This is a genomic window from Pontibacter pudoricolor (assembly GCF_010092985.1).
GTDB classification, from domain to species: Bacteria; Bacteroidota; Bacteroidia; order Cytophagales; family Hymenobacteraceae; genus Pontibacter; species Pontibacter pudoricolor.
Genome location: NZ_CP048106.1, coordinates 1301732 through 1328312 on the forward strand (window position 1 = coordinate 1301732; position 26581 = coordinate 1328312).

At 44.3% G+C, this 26581-nt stretch carries 22 protein-coding genes, 1 tRNA gene, 1 other RNA gene and 1 pseudogene; 8 read left to right on the forward strand and 17 right to left on the reverse strand.

Annotation, left to right across the window (positions count from 1 at the left end; all coding sequences use genetic code 11):
* Nucleotides 1–356: 356 nt before the first annotated feature.
* Complete coding sequence (locus tag GSQ66_RS05640; protein ID WP_162426569.1) at nt 357–3800, reverse strand: pyruvate carboxylase; 3444 nt, start codon at nt 3798–3800, stop codon at nt 357–359.
* A 297-nt stretch (nt 3801–4097) separates the two neighbouring features.
* Here GSQ66_RS05640 and GSQ66_RS05645 point away from each other — a divergent pair, with 297 nt between their 5' ends.
* The 4 genes from GSQ66_RS05645 to GSQ66_RS05665 all read left to right on the forward strand — a co-directional run bounded on the left by GSQ66_RS05645 (nt 4098) and on the right by GSQ66_RS05665 (nt 7733).
* On the forward strand, nt 4098–5006 hold the full coding sequence (locus GSQ66_RS05645) for a DUF2279 domain-containing protein (RefSeq protein WP_162426570.1): 909 nt from the start codon (nt 4098–4100) through the stop codon (nt 5004–5006).
* A gap of 80 nt (nt 5007–5086) precedes the next feature.
* Nucleotides 5087–6040, forward strand: coding sequence for a Smr/MutS family protein (locus GSQ66_RS05650; RefSeq protein ID WP_162426571.1), 954 nt, complete (start codon nt 5087–5089; stop codon nt 6038–6040).
* A gap of 152 nt (nt 6041–6192) precedes the next feature.
* Nucleotides 6193–6624, forward strand: an RNA gene (rnpB, locus tag GSQ66_RS05655) — RNase P RNA component class A.
* A gap of 116 nt (nt 6625–6740) precedes the next feature.
* The gene (locus tag GSQ66_RS05665; RefSeq protein WP_162426572.1) at nt 6741–7733 is read left to right on the forward strand and encodes a hypothetical protein; all 993 of its coding nucleotides are present in this window, start codon (nt 6741–6743) and stop codon (nt 7731–7733) included.
* Between the two features lie 113 nt (nt 7734–7846).
* Here GSQ66_RS05665 and GSQ66_RS05670 read toward each other — a convergent pair whose 3' ends face one another.
* From GSQ66_RS05670 to GSQ66_RS05680, 3 genes are all read right to left on the reverse strand, one after another.
* Nucleotides 7847–8563, reverse strand: coding sequence for an SIMPL domain-containing protein (locus tag GSQ66_RS05670; protein ID WP_162426573.1), 717 nt, complete (start codon nt 8561–8563; stop codon nt 7847–7849).
* 155 nt (nt 8564–8718) lie between these two features.
* Nucleotides 8719–9033: a hypothetical protein gene (locus tag GSQ66_RS05675; RefSeq protein WP_162426574.1), complete on the reverse strand. Its 315-nt coding sequence runs from the start codon at nt 9031–9033 to the stop codon at nt 8719–8721.
* 76 nt (nt 9034–9109) lie between these two features.
* The gene (locus GSQ66_RS05680; protein WP_162426575.1) at nt 9110–9385 is read right to left on the reverse strand and encodes a hypothetical protein; all 276 of its coding nucleotides are present in this window, start codon (nt 9383–9385) and stop codon (nt 9110–9112) included.
* A gap of 187 nt (nt 9386–9572) precedes the next feature.
* On the opposite strand from GSQ66_RS05680, the gene GSQ66_RS05685 reads away from it, so the two are divergent.
* Nucleotides 9573–9644 (forward strand) — tRNA-Glu (locus GSQ66_RS05685).
* Here GSQ66_RS05685 and GSQ66_RS19200 read toward each other — a convergent pair.
* On the reverse strand, nt 9607–10848 hold the full coding sequence (locus GSQ66_RS19200; protein ID WP_394351434.1) for a recombinase family protein: 1242 nt from the start codon (nt 10846–10848) through the stop codon (nt 9607–9609). The genes GSQ66_RS05685 and GSQ66_RS19200 overlap by 38 nt on opposite strands.
* Here GSQ66_RS19200 and GSQ66_RS19205 point away from each other — a divergent pair.
* The gene (locus GSQ66_RS19205) at nt 10819–10884 is read left to right on the forward strand and encodes a hypothetical protein (RefSeq protein ID WP_394351435.1); all 66 of its coding nucleotides are present in this window, start codon (nt 10819–10821) and stop codon (nt 10882–10884) included. The genes GSQ66_RS19200 and GSQ66_RS19205 overlap by 30 nt on opposite strands.
* Before the next feature lie 448 nt (nt 10885–11332).
* On the opposite strand, the gene GSQ66_RS05695 is transcribed toward GSQ66_RS19205, so the two are convergent.
* The 5 genes and pseudogenes from GSQ66_RS05695 to GSQ66_RS05720 form a co-directional block, all read right to left on the reverse strand.
* Nucleotides 11333–12418 carry a hypothetical protein gene (locus tag GSQ66_RS05695; RefSeq protein WP_162426576.1) on the reverse strand — a complete coding sequence of 362 codons (1086 nt, stop codon included), beginning with the start codon at nt 12416–12418 and terminating at the stop codon, nt 11333–11335.
* Between the two features lie 131 nt (nt 12419–12549).
* Nucleotides 12550–13266: a DUF4328 domain-containing protein gene (locus GSQ66_RS05700; protein ID WP_162426577.1), complete on the reverse strand. Its 717-nt coding sequence runs from the start codon at nt 13264–13266 to the stop codon at nt 12550–12552.
* Nucleotides 13267–13296: 30 nt separating this feature from the next.
* Nucleotides 13297–13914 (reverse strand): hypothetical protein, encoded by a 618-nt coding sequence (locus GSQ66_RS05705; RefSeq protein WP_162426578.1) that lies wholly within the window; start codon nt 13912–13914, stop codon nt 13297–13299.
* A 366-nt stretch (nt 13915–14280) separates the two neighbouring features.
* A pseudogene (locus tag GSQ66_RS05715) lies at nt 14281–15857 on the reverse strand (DUF6770 family protein).
* A 27-nt stretch (nt 15858–15884) separates the two neighbouring features.
* Nucleotides 15885–17216 (reverse strand): M48 family metallopeptidase, encoded by a 1332-nt coding sequence (locus tag GSQ66_RS05720; RefSeq protein ID WP_162426581.1) that lies wholly within the window; start codon nt 17214–17216, stop codon nt 15885–15887.
* A 1038-nt stretch (nt 17217–18254) separates the two neighbouring features.
* Between GSQ66_RS05720 and GSQ66_RS05725 the strand changes: the two genes are divergently transcribed.
* Nucleotides 18255–21515: a YCF48-related protein gene (locus GSQ66_RS05725; protein WP_162426582.1), complete on the forward strand. Its 3261-nt coding sequence runs from the start codon at nt 18255–18257 to the stop codon at nt 21513–21515.
* Between the two features lie 491 nt (nt 21516–22006).
* On the opposite strand, the gene GSQ66_RS05730 is transcribed toward GSQ66_RS05725, so the two are convergent.
* Genes GSQ66_RS05730 through GSQ66_RS05740 form a run of 3 tightly spaced genes read right to left on the reverse strand, consistent with a single transcriptional unit; the run spans nt 22007 to nt 23249 of the window.
* Nucleotides 22007–22486, reverse strand: coding sequence for an integrase core domain-containing protein (locus GSQ66_RS05730; RefSeq protein WP_162428943.1), 480 nt, complete (start codon nt 22484–22486; stop codon nt 22007–22009).
* Nucleotides 22487–22501: 15 nt separating this feature from the next.
* Nucleotides 22502–22867, reverse strand: a complete 366-nt coding sequence (locus GSQ66_RS05735; RefSeq protein WP_162426583.1) for a hypothetical protein — start codon at nt 22865–22867, stop codon at nt 22502–22504.
* A gap of 46 nt (nt 22868–22913) precedes the next feature.
* Nucleotides 22914–23249, reverse strand: a complete 336-nt coding sequence (locus GSQ66_RS05740; protein WP_162426584.1) for a transposase — start codon at nt 23247–23249, stop codon at nt 22914–22916.
* A 258-nt stretch (nt 23250–23507) separates the two neighbouring features.
* On the opposite strand from GSQ66_RS05740, the gene GSQ66_RS05745 reads away from it, so the two are divergent.
* Nucleotides 23508–23909, forward strand: coding sequence for a hypothetical protein (locus GSQ66_RS05745; protein ID WP_162426585.1), 402 nt, complete (start codon nt 23508–23510; stop codon nt 23907–23909).
* A 369-nt stretch (nt 23910–24278) separates the two neighbouring features.
* Here GSQ66_RS05745 and GSQ66_RS05750 read toward each other — a convergent pair whose 3' ends face one another.
* The 4 genes from GSQ66_RS05750 to GSQ66_RS05765 all read right to left on the reverse strand — a co-directional run bounded on the left by GSQ66_RS05750 (nt 24279) and on the right by GSQ66_RS05765 (nt 26581).
* Nucleotides 24279–25019, reverse strand: coding sequence for a cupin domain-containing protein (locus GSQ66_RS05750; RefSeq protein WP_162426586.1), 741 nt, complete (start codon nt 25017–25019; stop codon nt 24279–24281).
* 365 nt (nt 25020–25384) lie between these two features.
* The gene (locus GSQ66_RS05755; protein ID WP_238395828.1) at nt 25385–25723 is read right to left on the reverse strand and encodes an RrF2 family transcriptional regulator; all 339 of its coding nucleotides are present in this window, start codon (nt 25721–25723) and stop codon (nt 25385–25387) included.
* 121 nt (nt 25724–25844) lie between these two features.
* Nucleotides 25845–26150, reverse strand: coding sequence for a cupin domain-containing protein (locus GSQ66_RS05760; RefSeq protein WP_162426587.1), 306 nt, complete (start codon nt 26148–26150; stop codon nt 25845–25847).
* Between the two features lie 35 nt (nt 26151–26185).
* Nucleotides 26186–26581 (reverse strand): group III truncated hemoglobin, encoded by a 396-nt coding sequence (locus GSQ66_RS05765; RefSeq protein ID WP_162426588.1) that lies wholly within the window; start codon nt 26579–26581, stop codon nt 26186–26188.

A 26581-nucleotide genomic window follows, 5' to 3' on the forward strand; every position in this document is an offset into this window, starting at 1 on the left:
ATAAAAACCTGCCAGAACACGAACTATAGTTGGGTATACTATAGCTACTATATAATGTAAAGCCCATCCCGAGAGGACATTAACCTTTGCCTATAGTTGAAACTATAGTTTTATAGTTCCTTTCATTGGCGCAAGTTTCCGAACGCGTGACACAGGGTGTATCAGATTCTCCGGAATCACTGAGCCAGTGCTCAAACTAAACTATAGTTCGACACAAGCTATGACGCTCGCACCATATGAAAAACTTAATTCCCTTACTCGGAAGGGCTTGGGTGGGTTTAGATTTCCAACTATAAAACAAAAGAGCCGCCTGTTAAGCAGGCAGCTCTTTTGTTAAGAACAATAACCTACAATTTTTAAGATAAGGTCAGCACAAGGTCATCCGTATTTACCAGCGATCCTTCCGGCAAATGTATAGCCGATATCATGGTGTCTGAGGTAGCGGTTATAGTTGTCTCCATTTTCATGGCTTCGATTATGAACAGCGGGGTATTCTTTTTTACCGGTTGCTCTTTCTCTACCAGAATTCTGGATAACAACCCTTGCAAAGGCGCGCCTATTTGTTTCGGGTTGGCTTTGTCCACTTTCACATGCTGCACCTTCTCCACTTTCACCGACTTATCGCGCACATCAATATTTCGTGTCTGACCGTTTAGTTTAAAGAACACGGTGCGTTCACCATCCTCGTTTACGTGGCCCAGCGACTGATATTTGATAACGATGGATTTACCGCGGGCAATGTCGATGATGGCCTCTTCGCCGGGCTGCATGCCATAGAAAAACAGACGGGTCGGGATCTGATCTACTTCGCCGTACTGTTCCAGATGTTTGTGGTAACCTTCGTACACTTTAGGGTACAGCTGGTAACTCAGGAAATCGGTATACTTGGTCTGCTCTCCGAATTTTTTCTGAAACGCGGCAAACTCTTCTTCCAGGTCTATTGGCTCCAGGTGCTCGTTTGGCCGTTCGGTAAACGGTTGCTCGTCTTTCAGGATGATCTTCTGCAGCTTTTTCGGGAAACCGCCCACTGGTTGGCCCAGTTCTCCTTTAAAGAAAGACTGCACCGATTCCGGGAACGATATCTCTTCGCCGCGCTCAAGTACATCCACCGTCGTCAGGTTATTGGCTACCAGGTAAAGTGCCATATCTCCTACTACTTTAGAGCTTGGCGTTACTTTTACCACATCTCCGAACAGGGCATTTACATCGGCGTAGGTTTCTTTTATAGTTTCCCATTTATCTGCTAAGCCCAGCGCATTGGCCTGCGGACGCAGGTTAGAATACTGCCCGCCCGGAATTTCGTGATGGTACACTTCGGCTGTGCCGGCTTTCAGACCAGACTCGAACGGATAGTAATACTCGCGCACCGTTTCCCAGTAATTGGAGTGGCGGTTCAGGCTTTTCTGATCGAACTCGCGGTGGCGCTCCTGGAAACGCATGGCCTCCACCATCGAGTTAAAGTTAGGCTGCGACGTTAAGCCCGACATAGAACCCAGCGCCACATCCACTATGTCCACGCCTGCTTCAATAGCCTTTAAATAAGTTGCTGGCTGTATAGACGACGTATCGTGGGTATGCAGGTGTATCGGCAGTTTTACCGTGTCGCGCAGGGCTTCTACCAACAGTTTGGCAGCATACGGTTTCAGCAGACCGGCCATGTCTTTTATAGCCAGAATATGGGCACCGCTTTCTTCTATCTGCTTTGCCATTTGCAGGTAATACTCCAGCGTGTACTTTGTTTTAGATGGGTCCAGAATATCGCCGGTATAGCACATCGACACTTCAGCAAGGCCACCGCTACGTTTGCGCACAAAGTTAATGCACGGCTCCATGCTCTTCATCCAGTTCAGCGAGTCAAAAATACGGAACACATCCACCCCTGTCTCCCACGACTTCTCTACAAATGATTCGATCAGATTATCCGGATAAGCCTTATAGCCTACGCCATTCGAACCACGTATCAGCATCTGCAACAGAATGTTCGGGATAGCTTTACGGAGCTGAGTCAGCCTTTCCCACGGGTCTTCGTGCAGGAAGCGCAGGCAAACATCAAACGTCGCACCGCCCCATACTTCCATACTAAAGGTCTGCGGGTGATCTTTGGCAAACGCTTCGGCTACCTTCATCATATCAAACGTACGCATGCGTGTAGCCAGCAACGACTGGTGTGCATCCCTGAAAGTGGTATCGGTATAATGTATCTGCGGATCGTTGCGGAGCCATTTCGAGAACTCGTCTGGGCCCAGCTTTGTTAAAAGATCTTTGGTACCGGGCTGGTATTCCTTGTTCAGGTTAAAGCCATGATAATCTGGCTTGATCAGCACACGGTCTTTGTCTACTTTCTTTACATCGGGGTTGCCATTAACAATCACCTCGGCCAGGAAGCCCAGCATTTTGGTGGCCCGGTCCTGCGGTTTTTTGAAAATGAACAGTTCCGGGTGGTTTTTCACAAAGTCCACGGTGGCATCACCTGAAATAAACACCGGGTGGTTTATGATATTCTGCAGGAACTGGATGTTGTGTTTTACGCCACGAATACGGAACTCATCCAGTGTGCGCGACATTTTCATGGCGGCATGCTTCAGGGTTGGCGCCTGTGCAGATACTTTGACCAACAGCGAGTCGAAGAACGGACTTACCTTAGCTCCCTGATACACACTGCCCTGATCCAGGCGAATACCAAAACCGCCGGCACTGCGATAAGCTATAATTGTACCGTAGTCTGGTTTAAAATCCTGTTCCGGGTCTTCGGTAGTGATCCGGCACTGAATGGCCACGCCGTTTGCACGAACGATATGATTTGGCCCTAACAGTACTTCTTCATGGTCTAACCTATAGCCATCTGCAATAAAGATCTGGGTTTTGATAAGGTCAATTCCGGTGATCATTTCTGTTACCGTATGCTCTACCTGGATGCGTGGGTTTACTTCAATAAAGAAGATGTTGTTGGTGTGCGGCTCTACCAGGAACTCCACCGTACCTACGTTATTATAGTTTACCGCCGAGCAGATCCTAATAGCGTAGTCGTATAGTTTCTGCCGGGTCTCTTCGTCCAGACTGATGGCCGGCGCTACTTCCACAACTTTCTGGAAACGGCGCTGCACGGAGCAGTCACGCTCGAACAGGTGCGTGATGTTGCCATAGTTGTCGGCCACGATCTGTACTTCGATGTGCTTCGGGTTTTCTACATACTTTTCCAGGAAAAGCGTATCATCGCCGAAAGCTTTCAGGGCTTCGTTTTTGGCTTCAAAAAATCCTTTCTCCAGTTGCTCATCATCCCGGATTACACGCATACCACGGCCACCACCACCGGCAGCAGCTTTCAGCATCAGCGGGTAACCAATGCGATGTGCTTCTTCCAGGGCAATCTCATATGTTTTCAGATCCTGCACGTTGCTCTGGATGATAGGCACTTCGCTGCTCAGGGCTACCTTTTTAGCGGCAATTTTATCTCCCAGCGAGGCCATAACGCTTGGTTTGGGGCCAATAAAAATGATCCCGTTATCGGCACAACGCTGCGAAAAATACTGGTTCTCGGAAAGGAAACCATACCCCGGGTGAATCGCATCTACACCATTCTCTTTGGCTATTTTAATGATGGCATCAATATCGAGGTAAGGCTGCAGTGGCTGGTTGTCTTTGCCAACCTGGTAAGCCTCGTCAGCTTTGTAGCGGTGCAGCGAGTAACGGTCTTCGTAAGTGTAAATGGCTACTGTTTTTATACCTAACTCGGTGCAGGCACGCAATACACGTATGGCAATCTCGCCACGGTTGGCAACAAGTACTTTTTTTATGTTCATATTATAAGGTAAGATGAAAATAGTAAGTATGAATAGTCGCTTTGGCGCATCCGTGTGGCTACGCACCCAACGTTAAAATTCTGAAAAGAGAATACTGTATTTTTTGCCCGGAAATAAAAGTGTTCTCCACACTTCGTTTGGCACCCGTTAATACAGATTTTTTCCTGATAAGGTTATACTTCAATTGCACTATATTTCAACAATTTCTGTCGGCTTGCTTTATAGTTTGAAATGAAATTGACGCCTGGCTTTTAACACCAACTATAAACTATAAGCGGCTTTACCTATCTTTGACCAATGCTGAAACAACTGGCTTTACTGCTACTATCGCTTTGCCTGCTTTTGCACCTCACAACTGCAAAGGCTACAACTATAGCGTTGGCAGACTCCGGTAAGGTTAACAGGCAAAAACTGCTGGTATTAGGTGCTGGTTTTACAGTTGGGTATTCGGCTATGCTCGTTGGGTTAAATAATGCCTGGTACCAGGATCAGGAACGAACAGATTTCCATTTCTTTAACGACAACAGCCAATGGCGACAGGTAGATAAAGCCGGGCACTTCTGGGGAGCTTTCCACCAGAGCCGCGCCGGAATTGATATGTTACGCTGGGCCGGTGTGCCTGAAAAAAAAGCTATAGTTTATGGAGGATTGTTGGGTGTGGTATTGCAAACACCTGTCGAAGTTTTTGATGGTTACCAGAAAGATTACGGAGCATCAGTAGGCGACCTGGTAGCGAATACGGCAGGGTCTGCGGCTATAGTTGCCCAGGAGCTTGCCTGGCGCGAAGTGCGCATCATGCCCAAGTATAGTTTCCATAAAACCCGTTACGCAGCTGAAAGACCAAACGTACTGGGCAACAGTTTAGCAGAACAGGCGCTGAAAGACTATAACGGCCAAACCTATTGGCTATCGGTAAATGTGGGTGATTTTCTACAGGAGCAAAGCAGGTACCCAAAGTGGTTAAGCATAGCTGTTGGCTACGGCGCTGAAGAGGTGGTGTATAACCATGAGCCAACAAACTACAGATCAGGATTTGATGCGCACCGCCAGTTTTACCTGAGCCCAGACCTGAACCTGCTGTACTTTAAAGGCCGGAGCAAATTCCTGAACACAGCCTTGTATGTGCTCAGTATAGTTAAAATTCCAGCTCCTACGTTGGAATACAACCGTAAGAATGGTTTCAGATTTCATGCGCTATACTTCTAAAGCTATCGTATCTTTGCTATAGTTGGTGGCTATAGTTTATAGTTGCGACAAACTGATAACGATAAACGAATAACGAAACTATGAACGTAGGAGACCGTGTGCGGCTGATGTCTGGTCGCGAGGAAGGCATAATAACCAGGATTCTGGATAACAATATAGTTGAAGTTGCGATTGACAACGACTTTACCATACCGGTAGCCCGCCGCGAAGTTGTGGTGATATCTGCCGAGGAAAGCAAATACATGCGTTCTGATGATGTTATTGAAGCGCCTACACGCAAACAACCGCCAGCCCCTGTTCTGGCAGAAAAAGGAATTTACCTGGCTATGGTGCATCAGTCGGAAGAATTGCTGGCTGCCACTATCGTTAACAATACCGATTACGATGTGCTGTTTACTACCGGCGAAGAGCGAAACAACCAGTACCGCGGCCTCCAGAGCGATAAACTGGCTTCAAAAGCAACGCGGGTTATAGCACATTATCACCTGAAGGATTTTGAAAAATGGCCCAGCCTGGTAGTACAGTTTTTACAACACCGAAACGGCGCTCCGGCTTTATTTGAGCCTGTTACCAAACGCGTTCAGTTCAGGGCGAACTCTTTTTACAAAAGCAAGAAAACGGCGCCGGTACTTAACAAAGAAGCTTATCTTTTCCAGCTCGATACCAAACCGACAACTATAGATCCGGATAAAATTAAAGAGCAGTTAGCAGAAACGGCTGAGCAGAAAGAAACCAACTATAAACTACAAGCTCCGGAGCACGAAGTAGATCTGCACATCGAAAAGTTAACAGAAGATCCCGGCAGCATGAGTAACAGCGCCATGCTAAAACTGCAGCTCGAGACTTTCCAGAGTGCTTTAGACAGGGCAATGGCTGCAAACATGCACGAGATCGTGTTCATTCACGGGGCAGGCAATGGTATTCTTCGCAAAGAGATTCAGAAAATACTGAGCCGAACGCCGGGCATCAAATTCTACGAAGACGCCAAAAAAGAAAAATTCGGTTACGGCGCCACATTGGTAAGACTTAGATAAGTTTAGGAATTGATGAAGTTAGAAAGTTAGAAAGTTAGAAAGTTTTTAATTCTATAAATCTTTAATTCCAATACTCATAAACTCTTTAACTCCAAAACTATTCTATCTCCTAAACTAAAAAAGCCCTACTTTTGTAGACTATAAAAGAGAAAGCAGCAAGCCGTCTTATCGCTGCTCCCCTTGTGGAGGAGAGGAAAGTCCGGGCAACGCAGAGCATCCTGCTTCCTAACGGGAAGGGTCTGTTTTGGAGACGAAACTGATACAGCCAGTGCCACAGAAAATAACCGCCGGTCTAATGAATAATTAGTCATTAATAATTATTCACTAAAAATTAGTCCGGTAAGGGTGAAAAGGTGCGGTAAGAGCGCACCAGCGGCTGGGTGACCAGTCCGGCTGGGTAAACCTCAGGAGTTGAAAGACCAAATAGGCCGGCAGCGTCTCCGCTTAGGCGGGACTAAGGGCTGCTCGTCCGATGTCGGTGGGTAGGTCGATAGAGCCTGTGCGCGAGTGCAGGCCTGGATAAATGATAAGACGCGCGCCCTCGGGCGTAGCGACAGAACCCGGCTTACAGGCTTGCTGCCACTCTTTTTTTATAGTTTCACTTCTCCCTTTTCCCTCTTTCATTCCTGCAACTATAGTTCTGTTCGCTTAAAGGTTTACAGCTGCGTTTGCTATCTTTGCATCGCAAAAATAATAAGCCATGGCTGACCTGAAACTATACGATCCGTTTACAAAAATGCAGTTCACAGACGAACATTGCTTTTTGTGCGGCACAACTATAACCACTGCAGACAGAACACCGGTCTTCGGAGAATGGATGCAGAAAAAATATAACCTGGAAAATAAAGAGTTGCTTCTGCTGGATAAAAGCGTAACAACTTTCTCGCAACTCACAATCCCATGCTGCAACCAGTGCCATACCAACTATATTTTACCGCTCGAGGAAGAGATAGAGAAAGCCAGCGAAGCAGATTACGAAGGTATACAATCGCTTAACCCGGAAAAGCTTTTCCAGTGGATAGGCAAAATGTATTACGGCACATTGGTAACTGAGCTTATCCGGGAAAAAGACCCGCTCATCATGCCTGAAAACCCTGTCAGCGAAAACCCGCAGATGCTCGGCAAATTCAGGACATTTTACCAGGTATTGCAATCGCTGCGCGTGCCAATGGTTTTTTCTGATTTTCAGCCCTGCTCCCTTTTCGTTCTCCAGGTTGACCCTACAGAAGACGAGCTGCCTTTCGAGTACCAGGACGAACTGTCAACAATGGCTTTCAGTATAAAGCTTGGACCTGTTGTTATAGTTTGCAAACTGCTGGATAACGGCATTATTTCGAAAGCATTAGGCAGGCTATATAAGCTTACAGAAGGCAGCCAGTTACACCCAATACAGGTAGCTGAATTTAAAGCCCAGGTATTTTATGCTGCTTATATTTTTAATGTTGTTCCGGATTATTTTATCAGAACGATAAAACCTGAAGATGAGCAACTGGTACTGGATACTTTGATTGATGATGTAACCAACGAAGTTTTTAATCCATGGGAGCCAGTAGCTTATGCTCACATGCTCGAAGAAATGCTGAAGCCCTGGAGTATAAGGGAGCAGCAAATTTTAGCTGACCCAACACGGCCTTTAACCTTCCTGACTGATGACATGGGCGAGTTTAAAACAATAGAACGTTTCGTACAATAACTATAAAATGCAAAGCGGCTCCCGGAAATCCAGGAGCCGCTTTGCTAAATAGTACCAGAGCTTTTTCAGTAGTAAACTATAGTTTAATTCTCTATTATGTTGTAAACTATAGTTTAATTCTCTATTATAAAGCTGACACTTACTGTAGAGGTAACTATAACTTCACCGCCCGCTATAGTTGGACCGTCAGCACCTGCACTATCCTGTGCTTTCATCATGGCTGCTTCAGCATACATTGGAACCGGACGACCGCCAGTGGTATTCTCATTGATCGCGTAAACCCTGCCAACTTTAGCTCCCAGTTCATTTGTTAAAGCAGTAGCCTTTTGCTTTGCATTGTTCACCGCTTTTTTGCGTGCCTCTGCTTTATATTTTTCCAGATCAGCCACCTGGAACGATACACCTTCCACTCTGTTTACACCTGCACCGTATAATCCAGCCATCAGCTCATCGAACTTGTTAAGTTTCCGGACCAATACTGTCATAGTTTTCTGAGCAGTATAAGCATCTGGCGTAGTTCTGCCGTACTCTCCGTTATTATAAATCGGGTAAATGCTCATGTAAGAAGTCTGGATATCCTTCTCGCTCACACCCTGCTTTTTAAGATATGCAATAATAGCCGCTGCTTTAGCATCTGCCTGCTTCCGCGCCTGTTCCAATGTTTTTTCACGTACTTCCACCCCCATTGAAACCATCACCTGGTCGGGCTGCACCCGGACTTCGCCGATACCGTTTACATTAACCAAAGGCGGTAAAACCTGTTGCTGGGCCTGCACGGCTACCTGGCTAATAAGGAATACTGCTAACAGAAGTAAGAATGTCTTTTTCATGGTTTTTAGTTTTAGTTAGATAAAAGGATTATATAAGGTATAGTGTTTTTGTATATAGCTGCGAATTACAAATGTTGTACCACAAAACTAAAGTATAGAAAATAAAAAAGCCTTTACCATAATGGCAAAGGCTTTTTTATCAGTTTTTGTATGTCTTATTCCGATGCATATTCATATTCATCATCCATATTATAACGTGCAAGTAGCACAGCACCAATAGTTAATGCTCCTGCTGCCAGAATAAGCTGTGTTGTGGTCAACTTTTTTGAGGCTTTTACTATAATATTTCCAACATCCTGTAACAGATCAGGTAACTTCTCATGTTTGCCCTGAAGCACATGCATCGCCGACTCTATCGTTTTAGACATATCATGCGGTTGCAAAAGCTTCAATACACTTTCACTCGAGTCGTTTTTCTTCTGTGCTGATTTAGAATTATTATTCTGGTTCTGTTTATTTTCGTTTTCCATAGTATATAGATGCTTACGCGGGTTATACATTTACTTAATGTGTCTTTATACGGCAATCAAGACCGCATAAGTTAGTTTAGGAAACAGATCTTCCTCCGTACTCCTCTACCATCTGTGTCATACGTTGCACCAGGCTGTTTTCATTCACCATCATGCTGGCCGGAAACCCGACACTCAGGTCATTAATCACGAGGCTCTGCTCTGCTTCACTATAGTTGTACTTTGCATTCACCCCTTTTTCGCTGATGTTTCCTTCGTTACCCTGCAACGTAAGCCCCATTTGCTTTAATTTATCTTTTAACTTATTAAAAGCATCCGGACTAATACCCGTAAAATGGACTTGTCTAGCCATATGTATGTTTGTTTAATTTTAATCTGTAAATCTACACTAACGGGATAAATATAGTATTTGTTAATGTATCGCTGCACGAATTTGACCTAAAAAAAGGCTTTATGGTTAAATCAGGCACAATATTTTCCAAAAGTATTTGTTTTTACTATTAAGCCTATTATATTTGCACCCGCAATACAGCAATTACGGTCCGTTCGTCTAGGGGTTAGGACACCAGATTTTCATTCTGGTAACAGGGGTTCGATTCCCCTACGGACTACTGAAAGGGAAAAGTGATTATTTTGATCGCTTTTCCCTTTTTCTTTTTCAGTCAAAAACGCCTGTATCTGGCTGGAAAGGGCGAAAAATCCATTTACTCTCTGGGTTCGATAACCATCATTTTCACGGTCATAATATACGCCTTCGGGAAACACCATCGCTTGCAGCTGTTTTCTTGACTGCACATTTGCTTTGCCCCATGAATCTGAGATAGTTAGCGCTTTTCCCAGGCCCATTTTGATGAACTCTTTTGGGTTCGATAAGGCTGGCGCGCACTTTTCCAGATTCTGCTCGATTTCCAGCAGCTCAACCTTTAGCTCTGTGCTGAATTTAGTGAAGAGTTCTTTCTCAATTTCTCCAAACGCATATCTTCTTTCTAGGGTATCTAATTTCTTTTTCAGCTCGGTATGCTGTGTGGTCAAGCGCTTTTCTTCTGCCCTGCTCTCTTCTGTTAACTTGTAGTAAGTTTCTTCCATAATTTCGGCAAGCTTCAGCAAATAACGTGGATCTACTTCGAGTTCCGATAAAAAGCCTTCGTACAGGTTATGCAGCTTATTAGCGTTACGATTCAGCTTGCAGCCGATGGTATTGCACTTATAGTAGTGAATCTGCTTTTTCTTCATCTCGTAACCAGTCAGCGGCTTACGACAGCTACCACATTTGATATGATGTCTTAACGGCAATTCTTCATCTTCTTTCACCTGCGTGTAGCCATGCGCATTCTGCGCCTGCAGGCCGTTTACCTTTAGAAACAGTTGACGTGTTATTAGCGGCTCGTGCTTGCCTTCTACCACTTCGCCATCCTCCAGCAAGCCATGCGAGATCAAGCCGCAGTAGAAAGGGTTTCGAAAGAGCTTCGTAATGGTTTGGTTGTAGAGCACGAGCCCTTGTGCTTTCAGGTGTTTGATGATGTCAGTATTCGATAGCCCTTGCTCTGCCTTGAGCTGAAACGCCAGGCGTATGAGCTTCCCTGTTTTATTTGGCTTTAAGATGACTTCCTTACCTACAATCACTTTATCATAGCCCATCGGAACCTTACCGACCCACAAACCCCGTCTAACACGCGCTTCCATGCCCGTCATACACTTTTCCCGGCGTAGGTCGTTATCGAACTGCGAAAATAGAAACTGAATACCCTGCTGCAGTTTACCCGATGCCGTCATGGTATCGACTGGCTGTGTGACCGCTACTACGGCTATACCCATGCGGTTGAGCTCGTCTACAATGCCAATGGCGGATGAGCCGGTACGCGAAAAGCGGTCGTGCGAGTAGACGATGATATAGCCTACCCGCAGCTTGCTTTTCTTCACAAACTCGAGCATTTTCTGAAATTCCTTCCGCTCGTCGGATTTCGCGCTTTCGTAGGTACCACCGAACTTCCCCACCACTTGATAGCCATGGCGCTCAGCATAGGCTGTGCAACGCTCTAATTGCGTCGAAAGACTTTGATTCGTCTCAGCCTGCTCTTTGGTTGATACACGGGTATAGATAATGGCTACCTTGCCGCGTGGTGCAGTTTTCTAACTTCCTTTCCCTTCACGCCACATTGGGAGAGAAGAACTATTGCGGTGAGGCATGAGAAAAGTAGTTTATAATTCATTTTTTATAGTTTGTTTATTATACCCCTAAAACCGGATACACAAAATCATCCATTGATCTGCACAAATCATGGAACTTAGCAGCCAGTTATTACTTCCCATAGTAGGTATAGCGGTAATAAAACGTCTCGCCAGGTTCCCCGCGCAGGCTCCTGCTGACTTCTTTTACCAGTAGTCCTTTGTCATTGTAGTAATAGTAAGTCAGGATTCCCACATTAGCACTGTACACTTGCTTACTGGCAACCAGCAGGCCGCTAGCGTGCCGTTGGTAAGTGGTCTCCCTACCATAGGATATTTTTTTAACCAGGTGCCCCTTTGCATTGCAGGTAAAGGTTTTGTTTGGTTCCAACTCCCCTGTATACTGGCGTGCCAGCTTATCCATCACGGTACTATACCCATGCTTGGAGACTGTCTGTTGGCGCGCCTCCGGGTGTTGCTGAGTGTAGGCAAACAACATCGGCTCAAATTTCACATCCCCTGCTTCTGTAATCTTACCATTTTCTACTTTGGTGTAGGAGTAGTCTGATTCCCCCATCCCTTTCGGGGAAAAGGACAACTGATCTTCCCGCTGTATCTGGTTGCTAGAACCGACAGCATACGTGCGGGTTACTTCCCACGACGGACCTAAATAATGAGGGTGGAGGTCCCGGGTTTCTTCATAGGTCGTGTCATTCTTTTCCCAGGTGCGTATCGTGCTAGTCTGCCACCACTCCTCTTTGGTGGCATCCCAGGTGTATTTACCGGCAGCTTCGCTTCCGGAGGCAATCATACGCTTTCTCGAAGCAGGCCTCCACACAATCCCTTCCCTGCCAGAGGTAGCGGTTTGATTCGCAGCTAGATCATACATCGTGGTTACTACTAGTTTTCCTTGCGTATCATATTCTGTATCTACTCTTCTGCTGATTTTATCGCCAAACGCTGTTTCCAGCCTGGTTACAAGACCACTTTTGTTCAGCAACTGATAGGAAACCAATTGCTTGGTGCGGGTCACTGTTTTGTTATTGGACTGCTCCTCCTCAATGAAGACCTCTTTTACACCTTTGCTTTTATAGAGTTTAGCTAATTCCTGCCCATAAACCGGGTCAAGTTCCTGTGCCTCGTTGACGCTGGGGTTGCAGGCATATAAAAGAATAGTAGCCCACAAGGCCAAGTATTTAGGTTTTAGGGTGAAAGTCATGAATTTTTTAAAATGAAGATCACTTATTTCGATTCCAGGAGCATTTCTTATTTATTTTTTCAACTGCTATGATACTTGGAGTCTTTTCTATCTTTGATCAGCCAGGCCTGCAGCGGCCGCTGCAAGCCTGGCTAGTTTACTGGCAAGAATGCATTTCCAGAAAGGCCGGCTTCCCCAGATGCAGCCATGCCATCCCCCTCACCCTGTTCTGTTTCCCAAAGCAGCTTTTCTACTCTTGCATAATCCTTGATCACCTTCATTGTTATCAGGGCTAGCGGTATGCCCACCAGGTTTCCAAACATGCTGGCCACAGTGGCGTTTGTCAGCCCTTCCAATGTTTCACTATTCATGTAAGAACGAAACAAGATCTGTCCGAGAAAATTACTAAAGATCCACAGCGCCCACCACGAGCCCAAATAAGTAGTCTTTAAGGCATACTCCTGCCCAAACGCAGCAAGCATCCTGCTGGTATCCAGATACAGTTCTCGCATAATCTGGTATGGCCGGTAAAGGCACAAAATAGGCACAAACCAACTACCTAATGCCCACCCATCCGAGAAGGAATTTGCTCCTGTACGCTGCTGCAGGTTATAATAGGCCCTTCTAAACCAAAGCACGAAGGCCAAACCGGATCCGGCAAACAGCAGGAAATAAATACCTGCCACAAGCTGCTCCCTGGCATCGTTTGCTGCCATCGCCTCTTCTGAAAATATACCCGAGGCCGCATCTTCAAGCAAGGTATACTGTAAATAGCTGGAGTAGAAGGCGAGCACTTCGGCAGCCAGCACGCCTCCTATCAAGGCAATGGCCATTTTGGCTCGTTGCCCGTTTGGTTTAGTTAAGGTCATCTTGGAGGTGTAATTAAAACAAGCAGGCTTTTACTTGATGTCGTAGCTTAGCAATGGTCTGGATTCCATACCGACAAATTCGGAAAAGATAAGCCCTACCCCTTTAGCGTAATAGTAATTGGTTGTAATGGGCTCCATCACCTCATAGCCCATGTAGGTGTAGGAGGAGACCATTTCCACATGAATCACCTCTTTGTAGGAATTTCCTTCGACCGTTTTGGCCATACCTTTAGCTTTGATGGCAAAGGCCATCTTAGTATTTATACCATTTACCACCATGGCTACTTCCCAGGTGCCACCCACGGGCAAGTGCTCTTTTAGCATTGGGATGGGCTCTTGAGGGATATTGGGCTGGAAAGCAACCTGGGTATACACGCCATTTTCTTTATGCAGGTAGGACACATTCACTTGTGATCCTGCGCGCGCTTCGATCTTGGTGTAGGTTTTACCGTCAATGACTTTGGTTTCGCCCGTAGCGATGCAGGTATAGGGCGTTTTACCGCCGTAGTTCCAGGTGCTGCCTTTGGTAGAAGGAATATAGTCCGCAGCCGCTTCGGATGCAGGTTGGGCTGCTTCGTCTTTATCGCCGCAGGAAATTAGGGTACCCAGGCACAGGCACCAGATCAGCAAGTAATTAAGTTTGTTCATGTTAGTGTAGTTAGTGGAGCTCTAAAGTTAATATAAAAGAGTATATAACAAAAGATGAATATACTATTTACACTATACTATTTAACCCTCCCTAACCGGACGTTTGTTCTTTACATCCATCCTTATCAACTTACATCCTCTAGTCGGGGCAACTGTTCTTTTACTTAATTTTACCAGAATTCAAGGTAGGACAAGGCAAACTGCTTAATGTCTTTTAACGATCACGTTTCACCAAGCAAGTTCTTGTTCGGTTATCAAGTACTTGTGTAAGGTCTGGGGGCAGTGCAGCGATTGGATTAAATGAAATGTCCCTATTAATTAAAAAAGACCAGCTATAGCTGGTCTTTTTAATGGGGTAGAGAAGAATTATTTATTCAATTTAACTAGCTTCATCTCTAATTTCGAGGCTTCTACTTCGTTATTGAGTACCAATACATAGCCAGGTTTGGCGGGATACACATACGAGCGTATTCCTTTTGCCAATGTCAGCTTCATTTTATCTGTTACAGGAGCAGCTTCTCCAGAATAGATGATGTTAACCAACGTCTTCTCGTCTACCTTGCTGTTCTTTACATCTCTATAGTTAAGATAAGCCGTATTAAAGCTGATCTGATCTTTCTCGAACTGTGTGAACTGATAGTCAAAGCCTCCTGTCATATTGATTACATGTCCGATTAAACCGGCACCATAGAAACCTGATCCTGGGATAAGGGCCAGTCTGTCTGGTCCTTTTCAAAAAAGCTAACTTTATCGATTTTATGATCAGCATTCAGGGAATAGATCATCATGTTGCCGATTACTCCTTTTGCAGTACTTGTACCGCCCCCCATGACAGCAAGTGCGATGCCCACACCATCTGCTTTTACCTTGTATTGTTCTGCTACGATGTGCTGCTTTCCATCCGCGCTTCTGATGATTTTGTGTACAAAGTTGACAAACCCTTCCTCTATGCTTTTCTTCGCCGCTGCGGGCAGCAAGGGATTAATATCTTTGCTCCAGCTATAAAACTGCTTTCCTTTTTCTTTACCGTCCGTACCCACTCGCTTCACATAGAAGCCCTGACTCTTGTTTATCAAAGGTTTGTCTTCTAAAGCATAATACTCTCCCATGGCCACAAACTCTTTGTTAACTTCATCAAAAGTAAAAGAGCTAAGTGATAGTTGTTCCTTGCTATCATTTTCAATGGCTATGTCAAACAAGGTCTTGCCTGTTTTTATATCAATGGCTACCATGGAAAAAGAGAGCTTTTTAGACATCATGCCGGGTCTGCGGGCAAGGGTGGCCAACACATAGTTATCTGTTACTTCATTGATCAGGACAGATTCATACTCCATCGACTTTTCATCCGACTTACTGGTCCACAATAAGTTGAGTTTATTGTCAAACATTTCAAGCGAATAACCTTTTATCATGCCCGTAAACCCGTTCTTGATAAACCCTTTTCCCGGCACAGCATAGAGGTTCAATCCTCCCATCGCTTTGTTATCTCCATTACCAGGCATCTGGATTTCCTGGCCTGCCATCTGCATGTCTGTCTTTGAAATATCTTCAAAGCGTTTTGAAGCTATTTTTGTAAGCGATTTGTCAAAGACGTCTAACTCAAGGCTTCTTGATTTTGCGTTATAGAAATAGAAGCCGAAAGCCTCCCCGTTGTAGGCGCTTCGGATCAGATGTGTGACATGGCGCTCTTTGGGAATCAGCACTGTTTTTACTTTCTGCAGGTTCTGGTCATAGAAGTCGAGCCCAAAGTTGTCGTTTTTCTTATCGGCTTTATCTGCCCGATAAAACATGGTGTAGCCTTTTACTTCGCTCCCATCATAAATAGGCGTCAAGGCTTTTTTACTAAAACCTTTAAACCCGGTCAGGGTTTGGGTTTGTCCATAGCTTGCAAGGGTACTTAGTACAAAGAAGCAGGTTAATAAAATGTGTAAAGATTTCTTCATAAAAAATGATTAAGTTGGAAAATGCGATTAAGGTAGTTCAGAAAAAATAGCAGCCTGCAGCCTGCCTAGCTTGAAGCGGGAAGTGTAGGCATTCTTTGCCTCTGCCGCTGCGCTAACATCGTCCTGCAACCTCGCCAGGGCATAGCGTGCGGCCAAGGTGTATTCATCTGTGGCTGAACGAAGCGGAGCAGCTTCATGAAAGCACTGACTTAAGTTTTTGTATGCTGAGGTTTCAAGAGACCCAAACAGCCGAATTAGCTGGTTGAAACTTTCAGGCTGGCTTGGAGACTCCACCGATAGGATCTCGGAGAAGGTATGCGCTTTTAAGTGTTGCTGCATCGCATACAGACTCAGCATCACTATTCCTCTCAGGTAATTACTTTCCGGGTGCTGCTGCAGCTGCAGCAACGCTTTGTAGGCAGCATAGTCATAATTTTGGGCATCAAACCAGCTTTGCAGGGCTTCCCTTTGGCATATAGCTTTCACCTTGTTATCACCTTCTGCTTCAATAGCTGCCCCAGTAGCAGGCATGCTTCGCTCGAGTTCCGCAATAAAGCGCAAGCGTTTGTCTATATCGGGATGCGTCTGCAAGGTGTCTTTGTTGGAAGCAAAAGGAGATTCATCAGACACAGCACCAAAGATTGACGTCTCTTTGCCTGACTTTATATAAGTATCAAGGGTAAAGTTTGGGCATCCAAAGAACGTGTTTAAGTTTAAGTTTAAGTTTAGGTTTGGTACCGCTGCTGGATCATCTACACGAGCTAAAATTTTTAAAGCGGTAGCAGCCTGTCCAGGATCATAGTTCGTTTTGGTAAACAACAGGAAGCCCACTGAGTCTGCTTGCTTTTCTAAAGAACGCTTGTGATATAGATGACTCAGGGATTTCTCTTCAAAAAAGGTAGCTATCTTAGCTGACCTGTTATACTTTTCGCGTGCTAGCTGACTATACTGTTTTTTAAACGCTTTACTATGCACAGTCTCCAGATATTCTACTATTCCCTGCTCCATATGCTTTAGCTTAACATGAGCAAGTTCATGGCAAAGGATAAAAGCTATCTGGCTTTCATTCTCCAATTCAGCCAGCAAGCCGATGTTGAAAAAGATCGTCCCATCGGCCAGGGCATAGGCATTTTCGATTGGGCTTTTGGTGAGGACAAGGGTAGCTTTTCCTTCCATCTCTTTATTGGCATGCAGTACCTTGTTAAAGATACCTTGCAGATAGGGAGCTATAATGGTATCCAGTATGGCCTGCTGTCGAACAATTTGATAGCTGTTTTTTGCACTGCTTTCTACAATTTCTAAAAAATCCTTCCTATAAGCAGCACTTACATTCGGCGGCACTGTCAGCCGTTGCCGCATGGTTTGGGCATGTGTTGAAGCAAGGGAATGCACCTGGGAAGTATCAGCAGAATAGTACGGTAAATATTCCTGCTTCTGTGCCTGGCAAGGTGACACGGCCAGGAGTAAAAGAAAGCAGCAGCACAGAAAGAAACTACTTAGGGTAGTTCGATAGGAGGCTAAAAGCATTTGAGTTTGTTTTCGGGCAGGACAAAGTAATAAAAAAAAATGAGTATCTGCCTTACTTTAAGGTTAATAAGTATAATTTTTTCCTGTATTTCTAGAAACCTGATGCCGAAAGCCCAGTTAAAGCGGTCTCAAGCACCTTTTGGTCATGTAACAAGCTACATTCTTTCCTATTCAAGCTTGTTGAATCATACCTTAAAAGTACAAAAGCTTTAACCCACTGCACCCTACGCCCCGTGTTATAGCTATTATAAATGAAAGCATGTTTGGTACATTTGTTACAAGGAAAACAATGTAGAGGTCTAAGTAAACAGTGGCCTTAGTGCTATTGATTCAACCCAATGTACATCACTAAAAACTTGTTCAGATACTAATTCGTGAAATACCTTATCGATCAATTTAATATGGTTTCTACTAGGGTGTTTTATGGTTTCAATGCAAGGTTCAACAAGAGCACCTTCAGATTCATTTTGTCGCTATCCTTATGGCTGTAAACTGATGAAGCTGATGTTGTTATTTCCACGGGTTATTTAGCACACCATTAAAGCTAACACTTCGAATAGGTTGTATTCCAGGCATAGTAACACTCTACTTCATTACAGCAACCAATGGATAGAAATTAAGCATTTTAGTAGCCAACATGTCCCAAATAATTGTAGACTCTCATGCTAACCTTGGCATTGGGTGCCCTAACGTATCTAATGCTTATAAAAAACCAAGCCTAATGCAGTACCAAACATTTAAGCTTGATGCATCTTGCTTACCCCCTAGCTTTTAAGAGATTAGAAAACCTATTTCTCTTGATTCTCTATATTAAATTAGTACTATATTCTTATTAAAGAGTAACTTCGTATTTTCTTATTGTAAACTTTTATGAAAACAAAACTACTCCTTTTAGTACATGCCCTGCTTACACTAACCCTTTCAAGTGCTTCTGCTCAATGGAAATGGCTAAACCCTGAACCCTCTGGAAATACAGGTCAAAGCATTACTTTTACCGATGCTCAAAATGGCTTTATTCTGAGCGGCACACAGCTACTGCAAACACAGGATGCGGGCATTACCTGGAGCGTAAAGCAAGAAATTGCATCAAGTAACGAAATTCGTTTTAAGGACAATGCAGGCTATATTGTTGGTAATAACGGGTATGTTCTCCAAACCCTTAACCAGGGCGAATTCTGGCAGAAACTAGCTGTGAATACACAGGAAAACATAAATACTGTAAATATTCTACACGCTGACACCATCTACCTAACAAGCAATAAGAGCCTTCTGAAGTCAACAGATGGTGGAGCAAATTGGAACATTGTTACTATCCAGGCACCGAATACGAGTCCCCTTACCGTAACTAAATCCTTCTTCCTCAACTCTAAGGTAGGCCATGCTGTTTGTAACAATGGCTACATCCTCAAAACAATTAACGGGGGAACTAGCTGGTATGTAACCGAATCAGTTAACTTCTTCCCTGCTGGTTATTTCACCGTCTATTTTGTCAATAGTAAAGTCGGTTTTGCGTCTAGAGCGCATAGTGCCATTCTTAAAACAACAGATGGTGGTGAATCCTGGTTTGAACTTCCAAATACAACAGATGCGATTTATTCTTTCTCCTTCTTAACTGAAAGCATTGGCTACATTACCGGAGATCATGGAGTAATTCATAAAACTACCGACGGTGGGGCAACATGGCAATGGGTTGGTTTCCAAAATGGACGCATCGCAGGTTCTTCTATGTATGGCATCCACTTTACAGATGAAAATGTAGGATATGCGACCGGCATGCGAGGAAGAATCATAAAAACCACAGATGGGGGTAAGACCTGGAAAGAAAACTCCTTTACATATAACAACATCAACGATATGCACTTCCCGACCAATACGACGGGATATGCATTAGGGAGCGAACTCTACAAGACAACAGATAAGGGCGAAAATTGGACAACTATAAACACAGGATTGGATGAGAGTTACCATTACTACAGATTAGCCCAATTTTTTTCAGCGGATACAGGCTATGTTGTGACCCATCAAGGTTTGTATAGCAACAGTGTTGACCAGCTTCTGAGGACAAATGATGGTGGAACTACATGGACAAAATTAAAACTGCATACTTATGGAATCAGGATTTCGTCAATGCATTTCCTTAATCAGCAGATCGGCTATGTCTGTACTGATTCCTGGACCGGGAATGGCTTTTTGAAAACTATTAACGGAGGCGTGACCTGGCAGAAGGTTTCCGGTTTTACCGGCGCAAAAAAGATCCATTTTATCAATATGAATCAGGGCGTTGCTATCCGTTATGGTGATCTGTACACAACAACTGATGGCGGAATAAACTGGATAAAAGTCCATGAGGTATATGGTGACTTCACAGACATTAGTTTTGTGGATGAAAAGGTTGGCTATATTTCAGCTGAATACAATACTGTTTTAAAAACAGAGGACGGGGGCAGCACGTGGACGGAACTAAAAACCGAATATGACCACTTGCAAACGATTGCATTTTATAACGCAAACATTGGGTATGTTACGGGTGAATATGGCAGAAACTTTAAGACTTCGGATGGAGGCTTAACGTGGCAGTCCTTTGATATACCACATGGCATAACAAACTTATCTATCACAAAGGATAAAGACATCTTTGGTTCAGGTTTCTCAGGAAGAATTTTAAAAGGCGCACTCTCCTATGAAGAATATGTGCTGAATGCTCTTACGGCTTCAGAACTTGCTGCAGATGGCGCAACCCTAACTGCTATCGCAGCCTCTAATGGAGATCCTTTGACCAATATTAAAATCGAATATGGTGTTGCTGGATCACTTGACAAAAGCATTAACCTTACACCTACTGATGTATCTCCTAATACTTCGAAAAAGTTTAAGCTTAGCGTAGGTGATTTGCAACCAAATACGACATATTACTATCGAGTAAAAGCATTATATAAAGGTGTAGAGGTAACGAGCCAACTTGTAAAGTTTTCTACATTGCCTGCCTTCACTATAAACATGGATTACACATACTATCCTTCTTCAAATGAGGCTAAAGTTAGTTGCCAAGTAACCTCTCAGCTAGGAGAAATAACGAACATACAGTTTGAATATGCTAACAATCAAACATTTGAAAACGCGACCTATGTACATGCTACGCCCAATGTTGTCGCAAGCAAAACATCTTCCCACGTAAGCGCACAACTCCAGCGGCTAGAACCAGCTACACGGTATTTTGTCCGGTTAAAGATCAATTCCTTTGGTAAGGTTTACTACAGCAGCCCGACCGCTTTCTATACAAAACCAGAATACGTTATCAACATGCAGCCTCCAGTTGTATCTGCTACTGATATTAAATGGACTGCCAGAATTGATGCTAATAAAGATGCGATAACAGATATAGTTTTTGAGTATGGCAAAACACTTAGTTTTGGCAACCAAGTCGCTTCAACTCCCAATTCTGTCCTTAAAGATAGATGGCAGGCACAAGTACAAGTTACTTTAGCGGAGCTTGATCGAAATGCCATCTATTACTATAGAATAAAAGCCAAGCAGACGGGTAAAGTGATTTACAGCGCTGTAAATTTATTCAAAGCAACCGGAGGAGTACTTGTTGAGACCAGTAAAGCTGAAAATATCACGGGTGCCAGTGCGCTATTAACCGGCCTTGTTGCTCCACAAGGTAGCCTTATAAGTAATTTACAGTTTGAATATGGGGAAACAGATGCCTTAGGTAATTCTCTTCCTGCTGCTCCAAATTATTTGTATAGCGCAACTACTTCCAATGTGAAAGCTGAGGTGCGATCCCTCTTACCTGTTACTGGGTACTTCTATAGACTGAAAGGTACTGTAAACGGGGAAACCCTGTATGGTGATATAAAAAGATTCAGCACTATTGATCCCAATTCACGAGAAGTATTAGACCGAAAACTAGATGTATATCCAAACCCTGTTCAAGATAGGCTTTACCTCTCCCACCCGGAAAATATACAGAAGATTGAAGTGCTCGACCAAGTGGGTAAAATAATTCTACATCTCACCCCCAATGCCAAAAATTACGAGCTAGACCTTTCTACTAAGGTAGCTGGCATTTATTTTCTCCGGGTGTATAGTGAGAGCTTTACTCATATCCGAAAGATCATAAAGCCCTAGGTGAGTTCTGCTGATTATTGAGCTGGAAAGCACAAGCTCAAAACAGCCAAATCCTTATAGAAATAGTTCAAAAATTCAGTCCTTTAGTCTACACAGTAAAGCTTAAAAACCCGCTTATTTACTCAAATAAGCGGTTTTTTTGTTTCTAGAGTAACAGTAAAGTAACAAAAAGGAATTCTGCCGTAACTACTCTCTCCTTTTTAATTAGATTTAATTAGAAAATACTCGCTGCAGTTTTGTATTTATCTTTTATGAGAATTTCATAAGCTGCCTCCTTAATCTTCACAGCCCTTTACCTGATCCCTTCCATTTTTATTGATCCAAAGAATCAACATTGCATCTGATTGCCTCATCCTGAAAAAAGTTGACAGTTTACACTGTTAATCCTACTCTGGGTTGACAACTATTACTTAATCCTGCCAGCCCTTTACACCTTATACCAGTGATAGCAAACACGAGTTTTGAAATGCATCAACACCTCAGGCTTTACCTTAATGCATAGATGCCTGCTTTTCTCTATTGGCTGTATAGTAGTTCTTCCAATGCCTTTTCAGATCCCCTTCTCTGCTATGTGCCTCTACTGGCGTAAGCATATCCACGCTTAAATGCGGACGTTGGTGATTGTAGATGCTTATCGCCATGGCAATAGCTAACTGTGCTTCTTGGAATGTTGGGTACACTTTCTCCAGAAGCTCTTCTTTTAAGATACCGTTAACCCGCTCTGCCAGCGCATTTTCCAGCGGATCACCGCTTTGTGTCATAGAGATGGCAATCCCCTTTTCCTTTAACAGCTTGCTATACCCCTGGCTGCAGTATTGCAAGCCCCTATCGGAATGGTGGATGAGATAATCTTGCTGAAGCCAGGTAGCGAGCGCCATTTCTAAAGCCCGAATGCAACCGATAGCAGCAAGATCTGCGCTAAGAAAGAAGCCGACGATCTTGCGGCTGTAGGCATCGGTAATCAGGCTCAGGTAGGCAAAGCTTTCCTACATCGGGATGTAAGTGATGTCGGAAATCCATAGCTGCCCGGCAGCCCTTGGCACGAAACCAACAGCCAGGTTGGGATACTTGCGCAGCCAATGACTGGAGACAGTGGTCTGGGGTTTCGAGCGCCTGCGCTTTCTGATCAGCAGGCAGCGCTCACTCAAAAGCTTAAGAAAGGTATCTCTTCCGATATGAATATTGTGTGCAGCCATAAAAGGGGCCATCATCACCAGCAGCTTATGCGCTCCTATTCGCTTTTGACCATGCCGAATACGAAGTACTTCTTGGATAAACAGATCTTCTTGCGGGGCTTCCGGCTGCCTTGCTTTAATGTGCTGGTAATACGCCTGGCTGCTGTAATCAAACAATGAACAAAGCACTCCAACTACTTGGAAAGGCGTTCTTTGCTCAATCTCAGGATTGCTTGGTGCCAGACTTTTTTAGGATAGGAACCCCAAGCTCCTCCTCAGCTATAAGGATTGCCCCCTGCAGTGCCTGGTTGTAGAGCCGGGCCTTGCGCAGCTCTGACTGTATGGTTTCTATATTGCTTGGCAGCCTGTCTGTGGGCAACTCCCGCAGCAACCTGGCTCGTCTGTATCTGGATGGTTTCTTCATGCCCCCTTGGTATTCTTTTACCCAGAGGTGCAAGCTTCGGTAATCAACTCCATATCGATCTGCCACTTCTCGATAGCTCAGCCCCGAAGTAAGGTATTCAGCTACAATACGTTCTTTTAATGCTTTGTCCTTCATTTTAGTTAACTTTTTTGTCAACCTATTTCAGGACTAGACAGCATTCAGGTATCCTGATTTGCTTGTCATATTATCGCATTTAGTTCAACTGTGTTCCGGACACTCCTTCTACCCAAATGACTTTAACTTTTGAGCCAATCGGCACCATGTGATAAAGTATTTATTCGGGTAAACACGCTATTCATACCTTTTGGCTAGAATAATTGTAAATTGCATCAGGCTACATTTTATAGATCTAGACTACAAGCGCGGGAAGTCATGAACATTTTTGACAATGGTTTTATTAATTTGGAATACGACCCGGTCATTGATGTTATTTACGTTATCATGCCAACCGTAGATAGAACGGACTTGCCTAAAGTAGAGCAATCCCTTGCCATAATCGTAGAGCATATAAAAAATTTCTATATCAGAAACATGCTGCTGGATGTCCGCGACGCTAAGGTTTTTATCAACGAGAAAGCCTATGCTTCTATGATCAGTAATTTCAGTCGTACCTTGTCGGATTCACATTTACAGAAGATGGCCCGAGTGGTGGATGAGAGATCGCTCAGGGAGAGTATAGTGCACGATATATTTATTGATAAGACTCTATCGCTGGTCACCAGAAGCTTTACAGAAGTTGTCCCTGCTTTAGAGTGGCTTAAAGAAAAGCGCTAAAGGTTTATCACACTTAGTCCCTGCGATCCCGCAATGCTCATACAATTATACTTACTCAATTATGACAGTATTCTTGTTATCCCGTAGTTTATATTTATCTGGATGCGTTTCCAGATGCGATACTGTGAAGGGGACTGCTAAAGCTGCCACATTCGCCATCCTAAATAGCCTCTTTTCTTTGAAGGAAACTGCGGTGTCCGTGCGGTTGAGTCGCGACCACATGAATACAAAAAAAAATATGAAGTTCGCTTTCGGGGAGCAAGTCCATCCTCTGAGTTCCAAGTAACATGATCAACCGTTTTAAATGATTATTTCATGGCAATGCACTTTATAGTAATATGTTCAAAGACAATTAGTAACTGACTCTTGCTATTTTCCCGGTTTGAAAATAGCCAGCGTCAGCAAAAAGACAGACTCTTCTACCGCCAGCACGCTGTGCGGGATACCGGTATGTAAAGTAAGCATCTGGCCAACTCCCAGGTCGGCAGCTTGCTGCTCAGTCGTGAACCGGATCTTTCCTTCCAGCACCTGTACACTGATGATACCGGGCGCAGTATGGGTTTTCATTTCAGCACCCTCGTGCAGACCTATCAGTACCACGCGCATACCATTTGTTTTGAAGACAGTGATGGAGTTGCGGTCGCTGTTTTGCCAGGCCTGCTCCTGCTTTATCTGTTTTCTGAAAGCATTAAGGTCCATCTCGACCAGCGCCGCATCCAGCGGGCGCTCTCCATCTGGCCGTTGTGGGGTAGCTTCGTTAGATTTTTGCTGAGGCACAGGATCTGTTGCCGCGGCAGGGCCGGCGTACACTTTCTGATGTAGCGCCTGTATCAGTTCCTGGGTCAGGCCATCACTATAGATCCCGTACCCATCAACCAGCGTGCCTTTCACATCGTATTTAGTAGAGGAGATAGCATAAACTACGGCAGCATCTCCCGGGTCCGAAATACCTTCAAAGCGATAGTGTTTGTCCACTACGAATTCATCAGGGTAAATCTGTAGCGAGTTGCCGTGGCATGCCAGGCAATTATCAGCCAGGTTGAAGTCAACGGTATAGCCTTCATCTTTAAGTCTGTTCAGTATTTCCGAAACGGTTTTCATGCTGTCCATAGTGATTGTTTTTAATGGTGAAGAGAATTCACAAAATAAGTATGCTACCCGCTTTTGCGTACCAGCCACTTTAGTATATGGATACAAGCTGTATAAGGTTATTTCAGCTTCTGTTTCAGTTGCTTTTGATGGTACCCATTACCAGCTATACTTCCATTTCCACCTTACACGCAATAGTTTACCGCATGAATGTACCATACAGCGAATTAAAGATTCTTCATGCCTACTTACACCACACCCTACCAGCGTTACTTTTGTCCGGGTGCGTTATGTAAGGTTCTTGATAAAGGAGGTGCCTTCTTTAAGTTCCTGGGCGAGTTGCCGGATAGTGGTGTTCTGAAATATATCCCGCAGGGTCTCGCGCGCTACTTTAAACTTGTCGTGCAGGGGCAGGGATGCGTTTCCGAGCACTTCTTCAGGCCCAGTCCGCATTCCCAGAAAACGGCCATGCCATCAATAGCATTCACAATGTTTATAACAGGTTGCTCCAGCTGGTATTCTTCAATAAAAAATCCACCATACGGACCTTTTAGAGAAGTAATGATCCGGTACTTGTTCAGTATCTGCAGTATTTTTGCAGTAAAGGCCTCGGGCGCATCAACTTCTTTCGCGATATCTTTCACATTCAGCTTGACCCCTTCACCTGCCCTCGAGGCCACATAAACGGCCGCCCTAATCCCATACTTACATGCCTTGGAAATCATATCTTTCTCCCCATATTAAAATATTCTGCTGCAAACATAACCTATAAACACCTTTAAAACATGAATTACCTATGTTTGCTTTGCTTATAGTTTATACCTGCGCAGTTACTCTTATCAGCTGCTAAACTTTGCCTTTTTCCGCAGCAACGCGGTCTGTAAATTTAATGTGTGCATCGGAAGCCAGAACAACAGTGGCTGCAAGATCTTCCAGCACATGCATGCTGTGCGGCTCATTGGCAGGTATAGTCAGGGTAGTGCCAGGCTGTAGTTCAACTTCTCTTTCCGGAAGTTTCAGAATTCCTTTGCCTTCACTGATCACCAGAAACGCATCCGAAGTAGCGTAATGCCGTGCCATCCCCTCTCCTTTGGCCAGTGTAACGCTCAATACTTTATAGGCAGCATTGGCATGTATTTCTTTCATTTCCATTTTGTTCTTATTAAATAACCAGCAACAACATAGTTCTATACCAGTGTGATCTTATCGCTTCCTTTCAACCCCTCGATGCGCCTCTCAAAGTTGGCTGCCATGATCTGTGCTCTTAACTTAGCATCTTCTGCTACAGGCCCTTCAAAGTAAGTATCAACCGTGCCCAGGAACAAAGAAAGCCAGCGCTCGAAATGCGCTCCGTCTACGGGCATAGTGGCATGCTTTGCAAACGGATTACCGGTATACCCCTTCACCCCGAACAGGGCGGCATTCCAGAACGAATACATCTTTTCCAGGTGCGGTTCCCAGTGCGTGTTTAGCCTGAAAAGAAAAATAGGCGCCAGCAGTTCGTCGTTCCGGACCAATGTATAGAATTCATCTACCAGTAATTTTATATCCTCCAGTCCGGTAATGTCGTGTTTTGCTTTCAT

Excerpts from the sequence above, each read along its gene's own strand:
- GSQ66_RS05640 (WP_162426569.1), bottom strand. The coding sequence starts at position 3,800 with ATGAACATAAAAAAAGTACTTGTTGCCAACCGTGGCGAGATTGCCATA.
- GSQ66_RS05645 (WP_162426570.1), top strand. The coding sequence starts at position 4,098 with ATGCTGAAACAACTGGCTTTACTGCTACTATCGCTTTGCCTGCTTTTG.
- GSQ66_RS05650 (WP_162426571.1), top strand. The coding sequence starts at position 5,087 with ATGAACGTAGGAGACCGTGTGCGGCTGATGTCTGGTCGCGAGGAAGGC.
- GSQ66_RS05665 (WP_162426572.1), top strand. The coding sequence starts at position 6,741 with ATGGCTGACCTGAAACTATACGATCCGTTTACAAAAATGCAGTTCACA.
- GSQ66_RS05670 (WP_162426573.1), bottom strand. The coding sequence starts at position 8,563 with ATGAAAAAGACATTCTTACTTCTGTTAGCAGTATTCCTTATTAGCCAG.
- GSQ66_RS05675 (WP_162426574.1), bottom strand. The coding sequence starts at position 9,033 with ATGGAAAACGAAAATAAACAGAACCAGAATAATAATTCTAAATCAGCA.
- GSQ66_RS05680 (WP_162426575.1), bottom strand. The coding sequence starts at position 9,385 with ATGGCTAGACAAGTCCATTTTACGGGTATTAGTCCGGATGCTTTTAAT.
- GSQ66_RS19200 (WP_394351434.1), bottom strand. The coding sequence starts at position 10,848 with ATGGGTATAGCCGTAGTAGCGGTCACACAGCCAGTCGATACCATGACG.
- GSQ66_RS05695 (WP_162426576.1), bottom strand. The coding sequence starts at position 12,418 with ATGACTTTCACCCTAAAACCTAAATACTTGGCCTTGTGGGCTACTATT.
- GSQ66_RS05700 (WP_162426577.1), bottom strand. The coding sequence starts at position 13,266 with ATGACCTTAACTAAACCAAACGGGCAACGAGCCAAAATGGCCATTGCC.
- GSQ66_RS05705 (WP_162426578.1), bottom strand. The coding sequence starts at position 13,914 with ATGAACAAACTTAATTACTTGCTGATCTGGTGCCTGTGCCTGGGTACC.
- GSQ66_RS05720 (WP_162426581.1), bottom strand. The coding sequence starts at position 17,216 with ATGCGGCAACGGCTGACAGTGCCGCCGAATGTAAGTGCTGCTTATAGG.
- GSQ66_RS05725 (WP_162426582.1), top strand. The coding sequence starts at position 18,255 with ATGAAAACAAAACTACTCCTTTTAGTACATGCCCTGCTTACACTAACC.
- GSQ66_RS05740 (WP_162426584.1), bottom strand. The coding sequence starts at position 23,249 with ATGAAGGACAAAGCATTAAAAGAACGTATTGTAGCTGAATACCTTACT.
- GSQ66_RS05745 (WP_162426585.1), top strand. The coding sequence starts at position 23,508 with ATGAACATTTTTGACAATGGTTTTATTAATTTGGAATACGACCCGGTC.
- GSQ66_RS05750 (WP_162426586.1), bottom strand. The coding sequence starts at position 25,019 with ATGGACAGCATGAAAACCGTTTCGGAAATACTGAACAGACTTAAAGAT.
- GSQ66_RS05755 (WP_238395828.1), bottom strand. The coding sequence starts at position 25,723 with ATGATTTCCAAGGCATGTAAGTATGGGATTAGGGCGGCCGTTTATGTG.
- GSQ66_RS05760 (WP_162426587.1), bottom strand. The coding sequence starts at position 26,150 with ATGGAAATGAAAGAAATACATGCCAATGCTGCCTATAAAGTATTGAGC.
- GSQ66_RS05765 (WP_162426588.1), bottom strand. The coding sequence starts at position 26,581 with ATGAAAGCAAAACACGACATTACCGGACTGGAGGATATAAAATTACTG.